The organism is Streptomyces sp. cmx-4-9 (assembly GCF_046548835.1).
Taxonomy (GTDB): Bacteria; Actinomycetota; Actinomycetes; order Streptomycetales; family Streptomycetaceae; genus Streptomyces.
Genome location: NZ_JAEBEE010000002.1, coordinates 909399 through 923631 on the forward strand (window position 1 = coordinate 909399; position 14233 = coordinate 923631).

The 14233-nt window shown below is 74.8% G+C and carries 12 protein-coding genes and 1 pseudogene; 5 read left to right on the top strand and 8 right to left on the bottom strand.

Translation table 11 applies throughout. The features are described from left to right. The first annotated feature begins 93 nt into the window (after positions 1–93). Positions 94–1254 (top strand): glutamate--cysteine ligase, encoded by a 1161-nt coding sequence (locus tag ACLJTM_RS10375; RefSeq protein ID WP_411103160.1) that lies wholly within the window; start codon positions 94–96, stop codon positions 1252–1254. Positions 1255–1297: 43 nt separating this feature from the next. Here the strand turns inward: ACLJTM_RS10375 and ACLJTM_RS10380 are convergent, their stop codons facing one another. From ACLJTM_RS10380 to ACLJTM_RS10390, 3 genes are read right to left on the bottom strand one after another with little or no spacing between them, the layout of a single operon-like run. Continuing rightward, positions 1298–1981 (bottom strand): 4'-phosphopantetheinyl transferase family protein, encoded by a 684-nt coding sequence (locus ACLJTM_RS10380; protein WP_411103161.1) that lies wholly within the window; start codon positions 1979–1981, stop codon positions 1298–1300. Between the two features lie 8 nt (positions 1982–1989). Further along, on the bottom strand, positions 1990–2232 hold the full coding sequence (locus ACLJTM_RS10385) for an acyl carrier protein (RefSeq protein ID WP_411103162.1): 243 nt from the start codon (positions 2230–2232) through the stop codon (positions 1990–1992). 13 nt (positions 2233–2245) lie between these two features. After that, positions 2246–3172 (bottom strand): hypothetical protein, encoded by a 927-nt coding sequence (locus ACLJTM_RS10390; RefSeq protein ID WP_411103163.1) that lies wholly within the window; start codon positions 3170–3172, stop codon positions 2246–2248. A 394-nt stretch (positions 3173–3566) separates the two neighbouring features. On the opposite strand from ACLJTM_RS10390, the gene ACLJTM_RS10395 reads away from it, so the two are divergent. From ACLJTM_RS10395 to ACLJTM_RS10410, 4 genes and pseudogenes are all read left to right on the top strand, one after another. Continuing rightward, complete coding sequence (locus ACLJTM_RS10395) at positions 3567–4703, top strand: phytanoyl-CoA dioxygenase family protein (protein WP_411103164.1); 1137 nt, start codon at positions 3567–3569, stop codon at positions 4701–4703. Next, positions 4685–5983, top strand: a pseudogene (locus tag ACLJTM_RS10400) (DUF6271 family protein); the annotation flags it as partial. The gene ACLJTM_RS10395 and the pseudogene ACLJTM_RS10400, both read left to right, overlap by 19 nt. A 66-nt stretch (positions 5984–6049) precedes the next feature. Next, positions 6050–7795: a condensation domain-containing protein gene (locus ACLJTM_RS10405; protein ID WP_411103297.1), complete on the top strand. Its 1746-nt coding sequence runs from the start codon at positions 6050–6052 to the stop codon at positions 7793–7795. Continuing rightward, the gene (locus tag ACLJTM_RS10410) at positions 7785–9035 is read left to right on the top strand and encodes an MFS transporter (protein WP_411103165.1); all 1251 of its coding nucleotides are present in this window, start codon (positions 7785–7787) and stop codon (positions 9033–9035) included. The genes ACLJTM_RS10405 and ACLJTM_RS10410 overlap by 11 nt, the downstream gene beginning before the upstream one ends. Positions 9036–9072: 37 nt before the next feature. Here ACLJTM_RS10410 and ACLJTM_RS10415 read toward each other — a convergent pair whose 3' ends face one another. The 5 genes from ACLJTM_RS10415 to ACLJTM_RS10435 all read right to left on the bottom strand — a co-directional run bounded on the left by ACLJTM_RS10415 (position 9073) and on the right by ACLJTM_RS10435 (position 14044). Then, complete coding sequence (locus ACLJTM_RS10415) at positions 9073–9678, bottom strand: copper chaperone PCu(A)C (RefSeq protein WP_411103166.1); 606 nt, start codon at positions 9676–9678, stop codon at positions 9073–9075. Then, entirely contained in the window at positions 9675–11933 is a 2259-nt protein-coding gene (locus ACLJTM_RS10420) for a heavy metal translocating P-type ATPase (RefSeq protein WP_411103298.1), read from the bottom strand. Before ACLJTM_RS10420 ends, ACLJTM_RS10415 begins: the two co-directional genes overlap by 4 nt. 53 nt (positions 11934–11986) lie before the next feature. Continuing rightward, entirely contained in the window at positions 11987–12232 is a 246-nt protein-coding gene (locus tag ACLJTM_RS10425) for a hypothetical protein (RefSeq protein WP_411103167.1), read from the bottom strand. Between the two features lie 91 nt (positions 12233–12323). Continuing rightward, positions 12324–13226 carry an SDR family oxidoreductase gene (locus ACLJTM_RS10430; protein ID WP_411103168.1) on the bottom strand — a complete coding sequence of 301 codons (903 nt, stop codon included), beginning with the start codon at positions 13224–13226 and terminating at the stop codon, positions 12324–12326. A gap of 179 nt (positions 13227–13405) precedes the next feature. Continuing rightward, positions 13406–14044, bottom strand: coding sequence for a flavodoxin family protein (locus ACLJTM_RS10435; protein ID WP_411103169.1), 639 nt, complete (start codon positions 14042–14044; stop codon positions 13406–13408). Between the last annotated feature and the right edge of the window lie 189 nt (positions 14045–14233).

Below are 14233 nucleotides of genomic sequence, written 5' to 3' on the forward strand. Positions count from 1 at the left end.
CCCGGTCCGAGAAGCGGGTTCCGCATACCGGCGGTGGGCAGGGGCAGGCGGTGACCGGACGGTGAACAGCACGACGAGGCGATGGGCGGCTGCATGCGAAGCGTGGGCGTGGAGGAAGAACTGCTGCTGGCGGACGCGGAGACCGGGGAGCCGCGGGCCGTGGCGGGAGCCGTGCTCGCCGCCGCCGACCGGGCCGCAGCGGGCCCGGCCGAGGCGGCGAAGGACGGGAAGGAGCCCAGCCACACCTTCGAGGCAGAGCTCCAGGAAGAGCAGGTGGAGTTCGCCACCAAGCCGGTGACGGAGATGGGCGAGCTCCACGAGGAGATCGTCCGGTGGCGCGCGGAGGCCGCCAAGCACGCGGGGACGGCCGGCGCGGTCGTGGCGGCGCTCGGCACCTCCCCGCTGGCCGTCCGGCCCTCCATCTCCCCGGGCCACCGCTACGACTGGGTGTCGCGGCAGTTCGGCATGACCGCGCAGGAGCAGCTGACCTGCGGCTGCCACGTCCACGTGTCCGTGGAGTCGGACGAGGAAGGCGTCGCGGTCCTGGACCGCATCCGCCCCTGGCTCGCCGTACTGACCGCGATGAGCGCGAACTCCCCCTTCTGGCAGGGAGAGGACACCCTGTACGGGAGCTACCGCAGCCGGGTGTGGAACAGGCTGCCCGCCGCCGGACCCGTGGACGTCTTCGGTTCCGCGGACCGCTACCACGCCGAGGTGCAGGCCATGGTGGACTCGGGTGTGCTGCGCGACAAGGGGATGATCTGGTTCGACGCACGGCTGTCCGCCACCTATCCCACGGTGGAGGTCAGGGTGGCCGACGTATGCCTGGACGCGTCGACGCCGGTCCTGCTGGCCGCGCTCGTACGGGGCCTCGTGGAGACCGCGGCGCGCTCCTGGAAGGCCGGCGAGCCCGCACCGCGGATCAGTACCGGACTGCTCCGGCTCGCCTCCTGGCAGGCCGGCCGCTCGGGCCTGGACGGTCCGCTGCTGCACCCCGGGTCCATGCGCGAGACCGCGCCCGCGGCCGCCGTCGAGGCGCTGTACCGGCACGTCAAGGACGCGCTGGCCGACGCCGGTGACGAGGAGTTCGTGCGGGCCGGCATCGCGGACCTCCTGGAGCGGGGCAACGGCGCCCGCGTCCAGCGGTCCCTGCTCCGCTCGGAGGGCGACCTGGCCTCGGTGGTCCGGCACTGCGCACGGCGGACCACGGAGTCCGGGTTCCCGGCGTCAGGCCCCGTCGGACTGCGCGGGTAGCCGCGTCCCGGCGGCGCCGCGGGCGGGACGCGGCACCGCGAGGTCATCCCCGGCCACCGGCCGCGGCTCCCGCCCGGGCCCCGGTCAGGGAAGGGGACAGGGCCGGGGCGACGGCTGCCGGGGCGGCGCTCGCCACCGCCGCCACGGCCGCCCGCCCGCGGTCCGTCCACGTCAGCACCCGGAGGCCTGCGCCCCCGCCCGCCTTGAGCCGCGCCTCGTGGCGCACCCACACCCGGAGGAGGGCGGGGCCGGGCTCCGGCAGGGCCGCGGCCTGCGCCAGTTCCGTCTCGGCGCCCGGGAGCATCCGCCGCAGCACCGGCAGCGGTCCGGGCCTGCGCGCCGCGGGCTCCACGTCGATGCCGACCGGGCCCGGGCCGACGGCTGCCGCGGCCAGACCGTCGGCATGGCTCATGCTGATGCCGACCTCCGGCCGGCCCGGCAGGAAGGGCCGGCCGTGCCCGGACCGTCCGCACGTGGCGCAGGACTGCGCCGGCGCCTGTGTGCGCAGCGGCCCGCCGGTGAACCGCGCCAGGCAGAGCCGCAGGAGGAGCCGGGCCGCGAGCACGTCGTCCCGCCGGGACGGGACCCGAATCCGTGCCAGGCGCTCGTGCTCCCACGGTTCGAGCAGACTCGCGTCGAGCTCCGGACGGGCCAGCACCTCGGCCGTGCCCGCCACCACGGCCAGCGCGGTCCCGCCCCCGCGGGCGGGGAGGAGGTCGAAGGACACGGGTGCGCTCAGCCGGAGGCCGCGGCGGTGGAGCCGAGGAAGCGCTCCCGTACCCGGTTGAGGGTGCGGAAGTCGTCGATGGTGGCTTCCTGGAGGTCGATCACGCTGCCGGAGAGGTCCTCCAGCAGGTCGATGAACTCCAGGAAGTCCATGGAGTCGATGAGACGGGCCTCGATGAGGTCCTCGTCGGGGCTGATCGGGCCGTCGAGTCCGGGGTTCTTCTCGTGCAGCCAGGCGGTGACGCGTTCCATGGGCGGGCGCTCCTTACTGGGCGGGGGCTTCCCGGGGTGCGGGGGTCCGGAGGTCGGGGAGGCGGCGGGGTGCGGCGTCCGGCTGCGCCGCGCGGAGCCGCTCCAGGGCCTGCTCGGGGGTGCCGTGGGCGAGGACCATCGCGTGGACCCAGCGTTCGACGCCGAAGGCGACGCAGGAGCTGTGCGCGGGCCCCGCGGAGCCCGCACGGATGTCCAAGCGCTCGCCGAAGAAGTTGCGGTGCCGGTTGACGGAGGCGATGGCGGTGCCGTCGGGGGCGCAGAATTCGTGCTTGACCGGATCCAGCGCCATCAGGCGGGCCCGGGACCCGCCCTTGTCGTAGAACGGGTCGTCGGCCGCCGCGCGGCTCAGGCCGAGGCCCAGCCGGCCGGCCAGCTCCCCCACGAACTCCTCGCCCTGGGCGAGGTGTTCGGCTGCGCCGTCCCGGGTGCCCAGGTACAGCACCTCGCGCATGTGGAAGCCCCACAGCCGCCGCAGCCCGTCGTAGTGCGACTCGTTGCGGAAGCAGCGGCCCGCCGCCGAGAGCCGCAGTCCGTCCTCGCCGAGGTCTTGGCCCTCCAGGGAGAGCAGCAGGCCGTAGCAGGTGGCGGAGGGCAGCAGGTGTCCCGTCGGCCGGAGCGGCAGCTCTCCGGGCGCCGCGCCCGCGGCCAGTGCGTCGAAGGCGTCGGGGGTGAAGCGCCCGGCGCTGACACCGAGGTGGGGGAAGTTGCGGAAGTAGTCCAGCCGCGCCAGTCCTTCCGCGGGCAGCAGCGGCGGCCCGGTCACCTCGGGGGCGGCGAGCCGCTCCGCCAGGCCGGTCAGCAGGTGGTCCAAGCCGTGCAGAAGGGCGGTGTGCACCGGGTCGAGCGTGACCAGGCCCGCTCCGGGGCTCCGCAGGGTGCTGCCCGGCGGGGCCGTGGCACTGGCGCGGGGTGTACTCATGGAAAGCGTTCCCTTTCGGCGTGTGCGTGCGGCGCAGGCGCCGGCCGGACGGTGCGCCGGGCACCGGACGCCGGCCAAGGCGGCGAACAGCCCTGACGGCGGCCGTCCTTGATGGGGCCGCGGCGCATGCGGCGGCGGCCCGCGGCCCGTCCTGGCCGTGCCCCGCGCTTCGGACCCTAAGCCAGCGTCTCAACAGTTGTCTAGACCAACAGGAGACGGCGGCGGAGAGCCCGGCCGGAGGTGGCCCGGGGTGTGCCATCCGCCCCTTTCCGTTCATGTCCGCTCCTCCGCAAGGGACTTGACAGGGGGTCCGGTCTAGACCAATGTGCTGATCCGTGCGGCTCGCGACACCCCGTCGGACATGCCGTCCCGGACTCCCGCTCGGAGGACCCGTATGCCCCCGCCCGCCCCGTCCCGTACCCGACGGCCCCGCCTGCACCGGGCCGCCTGCGACCGCCCGTACTTCAGCGCGGACGGCGAGTCCTACCTGGCGCAGAGCACGCTGCGGGAACTGACCGGGTCGAGACCGCTGCGGGTGCTCTCCGAAGCGGACTTCACGCACTGGCAGACGTACGGGTACGTCATCGTGCGGGAGGCGATCCCCGCCGAAGCGGCCCGGCGGCTACTGGACTTCACCTGGGACTTCCAAGGCCTCGACCCGGACCGGCCCGACCGCTGGCACGACGACCGGCCCTTCCGCTCGGAGCTGGACCAGCAGTTGCACATCTACGGGTTCGTCGAGGCCTACCACCACCAGCTCCTGTGGGACAGCCGCCAGTCCCGGCGCGTGTACGACGCCTTCGCCGACGTGTGGGACTGCGACGAGCTGTGGGTGACCCTGGACCGGCTGAACCTCAATCCGCCCAACGTGAAGAACCGCGACCGTGCGCTGATCGAGCCCACCGAGCGGGGCTTCGACATCGAGCTGCACTGGGACATCGACACCACGCTCGGCGTACCGCCGCAGCGCGTGCAGGGGATCATCGCGCTGAACGAGACCCGGCCCGACACCGGCGGATTCCAGTGCGCCCCGGAGCTCTTCCGGCAGTTCGAGGAGTGGAAGACCGGGCAGCCCGCAGGGCGCGACCCCCTGCGGCCCGCCCTGGACCGGGCCGAGTTCCCCGTCGTACGGCCCGACCTGCGCCCCGGCGACCTGCTGATCTGGAACGGCCTTCTCGCCCACGGCGTCGCCCCCAACACCTCCGAGTCCGGGGTGCGGGCCGTGCAGTACCTGTCGATGATGCCCGCGCTGGAGGAGCACGCCCGGCTGCGGCAGTCCCGCATCGACTCCTGGCGCCACCTGCGCACCCCCCGCTGGAACCGCACCCTCGTCGGAGACCCCGTACTGCACGAGTCCAAGCGGTACCCGACCGCCGAACTCACCGACCTCGGGCGGCGGCTGCTGGGCCTCGCCTCCTGGCAGGACCCGCCCACGGACACCGAGCCGCCCACCGAGCCGTCCGCCCGCCCGGCCGGCGCGCCGCCCGCCGGCGGGCAGAGCAGGGAGCCCTCGTGCGCCGAGTCTGCCTGACCCTCCCCACCGACCGGGCCTGCGCCGAGACGATCGCGGCCGTCGGTGCGGAGGCGGCGTACGGCGCCCGCCACTTCGGCGTGGAGGTGCACCTGCTGATCCTGGACTCCTCCGACGCCGCCGCCCGCGCCGGACACCGCAAGGCGGTCGCCGCCCTCCCCGCGGAGCCCGGCGTCACGGTGCACCACCTCGACGAGGCCGCCCAGCGGGCCTTCCTGCGGGAGGCGACCGCCCGGGCCGCGGTCGCCGCACCGGACCGGGTGCTGGAGCTCATGCTGCCGTCCCGTGTGTCCTACGGAGCCTGCACGAACCGTGCCTTCCTCATCGCCGAGGCCCTGGGCTGCACCTCGGTGCACCGCCGGGACTCCGACAGCCGCTACCCCTACCTGGACGGCGAGCCCGTCCACCCACTCCACCACGAACTGGCCTTCCTGGGCCGCCGCTCCGGCGACGTGGCGGGCCTGGTGACCCGCAGCAGGCTCGACCCGGCCCACGCGGAGCGGCCGGTCGCCCTGGTGGGCGGCTCCTTCACCGGCGAGATGTCCGTGGACGTGGACGAGATCCGCCGCCTCGACCCGGCCGTCTACGAGGACCTCATCGGCCTGTCGGTGCCCGCCGGGTACCCGGAGATCTGGCGCAGCAACCTGATCGCGGAGTCCTTCCGCGGCGCCGGAACCACCCCCTTCACCGCCGACCGCACCACCCTCGGCCGCGTGGACCCGACGCGGGTGGACATGTGCAACATCGCCCTGGACCGGGAGGTCTATGCCGGCGTGCCGCTGCCGCCCGCCACCGACACCATCGGCAGCGACTACTTCCTCCTCCACGTGGCACACGGGGCGCGCCTGCCCGGCGTCCTGCACAACCGCCACATCGTCAACTTCCACACCGGTGAACGACGCACCGGCACCGGGTTCCTCGCATACCAGGTGCGGCTCGCGAAATTCTTCCTGGCGGTGCCCCGCCTGCACGCCGTGTACGCAGGGATGGCGAAGGCCGGCGCACTGCCGGACGGGGCGGGCCGGGTCCGCGCCCGCGACATCGCCCGGCTCGTCCGCGACGGCATCCGTCCCGACCCGCGGACGGCCGCGGAGAGCGCCGAGCGCCTCGACATCCTCGACCGCTCCCACCGCAAGCTGGGCGGCCGCTACACCGCGGTCGCGGACACCCTGGCCGCCTTGCGCGGCCAACTCCTCGACGAGGCACGCACGGACATGGAGGACTTCGCCTTCCTGCTGGACGCCTGGGCCGACCTGACCCGCGCGAGCAGGAGCCTCGGCCTCCCGCACCCGACCGCCCCGGCCCCGCCCCACACCCCGGCTCAGCCCCGGCCCCGGCCCCCCGCCGTGTCCACCGCCCCGGTCCCGGCCGCGTCCGGCGTCACCGTCGCCTACCGCGGCGGCGCCGAACGCCGGGGCCCGGTCACCATGGGGCAGGCCAACATGATCCGCTGCATCCTGCGCGACGACCCCACGCACATCAACAACCACGACGTGTGGCCCGTACCCCCCGGAACGTCCCTGGACGCGGTCGTCGACGCCCTGCGCGCCCTGGTGGTGCGCCACGAAGCGCTGCGCACCACATTCCCGCCCGGCCCGGACCCCGTACCGCATGAGCAAGTCGTGTCCGCGGAAGGTGAGTTCACGCTGGCCGTGCTCGACCACGCGCACTTCCCGCCGGAGCCCGCCCGGTACGCCGAGTCCGTGGCGCGAGGGGCCCGCGCGGGCCGTTTCCGGCTGGACCGGGAATTCCCCCTGCGGATCACCCTCCTCACCCTGGACGGAGCGCCGGCCTACCTCACCCTCGCGTCCAGCCACGCCGTGACGGACAGCAGCGCCCTCGCGGTCCTGCGCGGCGAATTCCATGCCCTCGTGTCCGGCGCCGAACTCCCCGCCCTGACGGCCCTGGCCCCGCTCGACCTGGCCGCCGCCGAGAACACCCCGACCGGACAGCGCAAGTCCCAGGCCTCCCTGCGGTACTGGGAACGCGTCCTGCGGACGGCGCCCCAGGCGATGTTCGCGGAGCCCCGCGCCCGGGCCACGGACGGCCGGGTACCGCAGCTCACCCTGCGGTCACGGCAGGGCGCCCGGGCACTGGCCGAGGCGGCCCGGCGCACCGGCAGCCCGGCGTCCACGGTGCTGCTGACCGCATGGTGTACGCTCGTCGCCCACCGGGCCGGCCAGACCTCCTGCGTCGCGGCCGCTCCGACCTCCAACCGCTTCCTCCCCCGGCTCGCCCGCTCGGTGAACACCCTCTCCCAGGACGCGCTGCTCCACCTCGACGTCCGCGGCCCTTCCTTCGACGTGGTCCTGCGCAAGGCATGGGGGGCGGCCCTCGACGCCTACCGGCACAGCCAGTTCGACGCGCTGCGCCTGTGGGAGATGATCGGGGAGGTCACCCGCGAACGCGGCAGCCACTTCGCCCGGGACGTCGTCTTCAACGACGTGAGCGCCGTCCCCGGCGCCCCGGCCCCGGCCACTGCCGGGGAGGCGGCGCAGCCGGACCTCGAACTGGCGTGGGGCCCGGTCCAGGTACTGCCCACCCGCCTCCTCACCTTCGCCTACCGGCTCGACCCCGTCCTGCACGTCGCCCTGTGGGCCGATCCCGCCCTGTTCACGCCCGAGGAAGCCCAAGGGTTCCTCGGCGGGCTGGTCCGGCTGCTGGAGGCGGCCGCGGCCCAGGACGTCCCGCTCGCCTCGCTCACCGCGGTGACGGGGGTGCAGCCCGCCGCCCGCCCCGCCCACTGGACACGGGTCGACCACTGCTGGGTGTCGCCGCCCGCGGTGGCCGACGCCCTGAGCCGGGCCCTCGGCGGCCTGCCCGTCCACGTCGGCGCCCACCGCCCGGCCGGGGACGGCGACGGGCCGGTCCTGACCGCCTTCATCGCCGCCGGGGGTTCCGCGCTGACCCCCGAGGCGGCGCACGCCGCTTTGGTGGACCTCCTGCCCGGACGCCCCGAACTGCTCGCCCCGCAGCGGTACGTCATCGTCCAGGACCCGCCGGCGCAGACCGGCCGGAGCAGCGCGTGGCTCCGGCAGCAGATCCTCGGCGAAGGGAACGGCCGCGAGCGGCAGATGCGACATGACCATTGACGACCTGACGGTCCGGCCCGCACCGGGACCGCTTCCCAGCCCCTGGCGTTCGGGGCCCTTCCGACTGTTCTTCACCGCCCGCAGCGCCTCGATGCTGGCCGACGGCATGCTGATGGTCTCGCTCACGACCGCCGTCCTCGGTGCGGGGTACGGCGTCGGCGGCGTGGGGTACGCGCTGGCCGCGTGGATGACACCGATCGCCCTGCTCGTGCTGTTCGGGGGAGTGCTCGCCGACCGCTTCACCCCCCAGGTGATGATGGTCGCCGCCGACCTGGTGCGGATGCTGGCCATGATCGTCCTCGCGGTCCTGCTGACCGGTGACGGCGTACGGCTGTGGCAGATCATGGCGCTGATGGCGGTCAGCGGCGCCGCGACCGCGATGTTCCAGCCCGGCCTGGCGAGCATGGTCCCCCAGGTCGCCGAGGACATCCAGCGGGCCAACGCCCTGCTGCGGATATCGGAGGCGATGAGCGCCCTGGCGGGACCGGGCCTCGCCGGTCTGCTCGTCGCCCACTGGCACGTCAGCGGCTCCTACGTGGTGATCGCGGCCGCCTACGGCATCAGCGCCCTGGTCCTGACCCCGCTGCGCCGGATCACGACCCGCCGCGACGAGGGCGACGACCCGATGTGGCAGCGGCTGGCCACGGGATGGCAGGAGTTCCGGGCGCGGTCCTGGCTCTGGGGGGTCATCGTCATCTGGTCCGTCTTCGGCCTCTTCGTGTTCGGCCCGGCCCTGCCGCTGGGCGCGGGCTTGCTCACCGAACAGCACGGGGCCGGCGGCTTCGGCTGGATCGCCTCCGCCGACGGCGCGGGAACCATCGTCGGCGGCCTCCTCGGCATGAGGGTCCGGCCCCGCCGCCCGCTCGTCGCCGGAGCGTGCGCCATGTTCTGCTTCGCCCTGAACCCGCTGGCACCCGCCCTCGGATGGTCCTTCACCACCACGGCGCTCACCGGCGCACTGGCCGGCTGCGGGTTCGCCTTCTGGGGCGTGATGTGGGCGACCAGCGTGCAGTCGCACATCCCCCTGGCCGTGCTGAGCCGGGTCTCCGCCTACGACGTCGCCGGATCCATCATGGTCATCCCGCTGGGCCGCGCCCTGGCCGGTCCGGCAGCCGAGGCGTTCGGCGCCGACCGCGTCCTGCTCTTCTCCTCGGGCATGGCCCTCGTCTGCCTCGCCGGCATGCTCTGCGTACCCGCCGTCCGCGGCCTCGGCCGTGGACCGGAGGCCGCCGACGGGTGAGGGGCCGGGCAGGGCCCGGCCCCTTCCGGGCGGGAGTTCAGCGGCCGGGCCGCACCACGAACGCCACCGCGTCCACCGCACCGCTGCGCCGGAAGTACAGGACGAAGGGCACGGCTTCCCCTTCCGTCCAGCGGGCCCGCGTCCGAGCCCGCACGTCCACGGTGCTCGGCGTCATGCTCACAGTGCTGCCGGCCGGGACGTCCACGGAGGCCGCCCCGCCCTTCGCACCGGCGCCTTCGCCGGGCTGCTCGTGCCGGCTCAGCAGGACCCCGTCGAGGGCCGGCGAGGACACCGCGACCAACTGGTCGTCCGCGCCGCCGGCGTTCGTGATCCGGAAGAAGGCGGCGGTGTGCTGCCGGTCGGCGTACGGCAGGAGGACCCGGCCCACGCCGACCTCGATGCGTGCGGGGCTGCCGGCGGCTCCCGCGGTGGTCCAGGCCGTCAGCCCGACCAGGGCGGTCAGACCCGCCATGACGGGGGCGAGCGCGGCCGTCAGGCCGTCGCGCAGCCCCTGCCGACCGGGCCGCCGGGCCGGTGCGGTTGCCGTCGGAGCCGTCGGAGCCGTCGGAGCCGTCGGAGCCGTCGGAGCCGTCGGTACCGGCGGCGGTGTCGGTTCCGGTGCCACGGGGAGGGAGTCGGTCATCGCAGGAAGGCCTTTCGGACGGATGCGGGATCCGGCAGCCGCCGGGGCCCTGGCTGCCAGGTGCGTAGACGCAGGCTGTTCCCCACGACGAGCAGGGAACTGGCGGACATCGCGGCGGCGGCGACCATCGGGTTGAGCCAGCCCACGGCGGCCAGCGGGACGGTGACCGCGTTGTAGCCGAAGGCCCACACCAGGTTGAGGCGGATCGTCGCCAGCGTGCGGCGGGCGAGGCGCACCGCGTCGGCGACCGCCTCGATGTCGCCCCGTACAAGCGTCACGTCGGCGGCGCCGACGGCCGCGTCCGTTCCGCTGCCCATCGCGATGCCCAGGTCCGCGAGGGCCAGCGCCGCGGCGTCGTTGACCCCGTCGCCGACGACCGCGACCCGGCGGCCCCCGTCCTGCAAGGCCCGTACCAGCGCCGCCTTGTCCTGGGGCGTGCAGCGGGCGTGAACCCGGGTGATGCCGAGGTCTCCCGCGACCCGGCGCGCGGCGGCCGCACGGTCACCGGTGGCCAGGACCGGTTCCACGCCGAGCCGCCGGAGCCGGTCCACGGCCCGGTGGCCACCGGGGCGCAGGGCGTCACCCGAGGCGATGAGCGCCTCGTCGATGCCGTCGACCCGGACCAGGACCACGGTGAGCGCGGCCGCCTCCGCCTCGGCCAGCGCGCGGGCCAGCGCCCCGGACAGGCCGTCACCGGGACTGCGCACCTCGACCCAGTGGCCTTCCACGGCGCCGGTCACCCCGGCGCCCGCAGTGGCCAGGAAGCCCGTGACCCGGGGCAGCGGCCCCTCGGGCAGCACGCGCCGCGCGTACGCGACGACCGCGCGGCCCAGCGGATGCTCCGACCCCTGCTCCACGGCGGCCGCCAGGCGCAGCGCCGTATCGCGGCCGATGCCTCCGTCGGCGGCCGTGACCCGGAGGACCGACATGTGCCCCGAGGTCAGCGTGCCAGTCTTGTCCAGCACGATCACGTCGACGTGGCGCAGCGCCTCCAGGGCCCGGGGCCCCTTCACCAGCACCCCGAGGCGGGCCCCGCGGCCGGCGGCGGCCATCAGCGCAGTGGGCGTGGCGAGGCCCAGGGCGCAGGGGCAGGCCACGACGAGGACGGCCACGGCCGCCGTGACGGCCGCCTGCGGGTCCGCGCCCGCCCCCAGCCAGAAGCCGAGGACGGTGACGGCCAGCGCCAGCACGGTCGGGACGAACACCCCTGCCACCCGGTCCGCCAGGCGCTGGGCGCGTGCCTTCCCCGTCTGGGCCTCGGTGACCATGCGGGTGATCGCGGCGAGCCGGGTGTCCGCCCCGACCGCCGTGGCCCGTACGAGGAGCAGCCCGCCCGCGTTGACGGCGCCCCCGACCACCACCCGGCCGGGACCCACCTCCACCGGCTCGCTCTCCCCGGTGACCAGGGAGAGGTCCAGGGCCGAACTCCCCGACACCACCATGCCGTCCGTGGCCACCCGTTCACCGGGCCGCACGGTGAACTCCTGCCCGGGCCGCAGCTGTTCGATGGGGATCCGGCGTTCCTCCCCGTCCTCGCGGACGACCACGTCCTTGGCGGCCAGGCCCGCGAGGGAGCGCAGCGCCGCACCGGTGGCGCGCCGCGCCCGTGCTTCCAGGTGGCGCCCGGCGAGGACGAACAGCGGGACGCCGACCGCTGCTTCGAGATAGACGTGCGCGACGCCCGTCCCGGCCGAGGGCAGCAGGGTGAACGGCATCCGCAGGCCCGGATCGCCCGCCCCGCCGAGGAACAGTGCGTACAGGGACCAGCAGAACGACGCGAGCACGCCCAACGAGACGAGGGTGTCCATGGTGGCGGCCGCATGCCGCAGCCCCCGCGCGGCCCGCACGTGGAAGGGCCAGGCGCTCCACACCACCACGGGGGCCGCGAGGACGAGACACAGCCACTGCCAGTTGCGGAACTGCAGGGCGGGGGCCATCGACAGCGCCAGCACCGGAAGGCAGAGCAGAGCGGTGATCAGCAGCCGTTCGCGGTCCCGGCGGCGGCCGCCGCCGTCCGCCGGAGCGCGCGCCGACCCGTCCGGGCCGGGCGCAGGCGGAGCGGAACGCGTCCGGGCTGCCGGTGCGGGCTCGGCCTCGTACCCGGCGCGCCCGACGGCCGTCAGCAGGTCCTCGACCGGCACGGCCGCCGGGTGGCTGACCCGGGCCCGCCCGGTGGCGAGGTTGACGGCGGCCGTCACCCCCTCAAGGCGGGCCAGCCGCTTCTCCACCCGGTTCACGCAGGCGGCGCAGGTCATGCCCCGCACGACGAGGTCGGTGGTCACCGGCGAGAGACCGGCCACCTCGGCGGTCACCGGCCACCGCCCGGATGCATCCCGCCCATGCCGCCCCCGCCGCCCGGGGCGGGCCCGTGCGGGCCCGCCCCGGTACGCGGCGCGTGCATGCCGGGTGCGACCGGGCCGGCCGCGGAACCCACCCCGTACGAGAGGGCGAACAGGGCCAGGAGGAGCACGGTGAACCCGGCCAGCGCCGGGGGAGGGGCCCATCGGACCAGGACGGCACGTGCTCGGGCTGCGGACTGCTGTGCTGGGGCCATCGACCTTCCCTCATCCGAGAGTGACGGAGAGGTGGTCGCGTCCGGCCCCCGCGGAGTTCCCGCCGAGCGGTACCCGAGCGCAGAGTGGGGCTCAGGGCAAGGGTGTGCCGCCGGTGGCGTTGACGATCTCCCCGGTGATGTAGCCGGCCTGCGGCGAGGCCAGGAAGACGTAGGCCGGCGCCATCTCCGCCGGCTGGGCGGGCCGGCCCATGGGCGACTGCTCCCCGAAATGCTGCACGTCGGGCATGGTCGCGGGGATCAGCGGCGTCCACACCGGCCCCGGCGCGACGCCGTTGACGCGGATCCCGCGTTCCGCGACCATCTGCGCCAGTCCGTGCGTGAACGAGTTGATAGCCGCTTTCGTCATCGCGTAGTCGAGGAGGTGCGGGCTCGGCTGGTAACCCTGCACGGACGTGGTGTTGATGATGCAGCCACCCCGCGGCATGTGGGGGAGGGCCCTGCGGGAGAGCCAGAACATCCCGTACAGGTTGGTCTTCATCACCCGGTCGAACTGCTCCGTGGTGATGGCCTCGATGCCGTCGGGCTGCGCCATCTGGTAGGCCGCGTTGTTGACGAGGACGTCGACCCGGCCGAACGCTTCCACGGCCCGGTCGATCAGGGCCGCGCACTGCTCCTCGTCGCGTACGTCGCACAGGACGGGCACCGCGGTGCGGCCCGCCTCGCGGACCAGGCGGGCCGTCTCGGCCGCTTCGTCCGCCTCCTCGGCCAGATGGGTGAAGACGACGTCTGCGCCCTCCCGGGCGAAGGCCAGGCAGACCGCCCGGCCGATCCCGGAGTCGCCCCCGGTGACGACCGCCGCGCGGTCGAGGAGCACCTCGTGGCCGCGGTAGGAATCCTCGCCGTGGTCGGGTCGCGGATCCATCGCCTCCGTCGTCCCCGGGTGGTCCTGCTGCTGGTCGGGGAAGGGCGGACGGGGACGGTGCGCCGGGCCGGGCTCGCCGGGACCGTCCTGGGGGGACGCGGGCTGGGACATGGGTCCTCCTCGTGGTGCGCTGCGCTGATCCGTGCGTGCGGACTTCCGTACTTCCGTGGCCTGCGGGGCTGCGTGCCTCAGGGTCCTTGGGTCCCCGGGGCTCCGGGCTGGCTGTCGGGTCTCCGCTTCTTCGGGCTTCCTGGCGCCGGACCGGGGCCTGGTTCGGCGGCCGGGGCCGGTCAGGCGGAGGGCGGGTAGGGAGCAGCCTTCAGCTGCCGGGCGAGGTGGGCGGTGTTGGCGGCGAGGGTCTTGGTGGTCCCCGCGGTGGCCTCGGGCGTCTTGTCGAGGTCCTGGTAGTCGGTGCCCTGCATGGCCTCGCCGACCCAGTAGGTCACGGCACCCGGCGCGAGCGAGAAGCCCACGTCGTTGAGGCCCTGGAAGAGGTCGGCACTGACCTTGTGCGCCCCGTCCTCATTGCCGACGACGCAGACGGCGGCGGCCTTGCCGTAGGTGAGCATGCGGCCCTCGTCGTCGGTCTCGGAGATCTCCGCATCGAGACGTTCCAGGACGCGCTGGGCGATGCTCGACGCGTGTCCGAGCCAGATGGGCGTGGACAGGACGAGGATGTCGGCGCCCAGGATGGTGTCGCGGATCTCGGGCCAGGCGTCCCCGTCGCCCATGTCGGTCTCCACGCCGGGCTTCACGTCGTGGTCGGCGATCCGGATGGTCCGGCCGGTGACGCCATGCTCCGCGAGCGCCGCCATGGTCTGCTCGGCCAGCAGCTGCGAGCTGGACGGAGCGGGGGACGGGGAGAGGGTGCACACGAGTGCAACGGCGCGCAGCGGCGTGGCGCTGGTGGTGGTCTCTGTAGTGCTCATGGATTCCGGCTACCCCCGACCCCGGCCGGTATCCCACGCCCTGGCCTGCTGCGGGCCGTACGGGGACCGGGGCGGGGCAGGTGGCCGTACCGGGGGAGCGGACGCCTCCGGGGGCGTGCCGCGGTCGACGCACGCACGAGGTCCGTCCGGGCCGCGCTCGCCGCAGATGACCGGGGGCCGGGGGCCGGG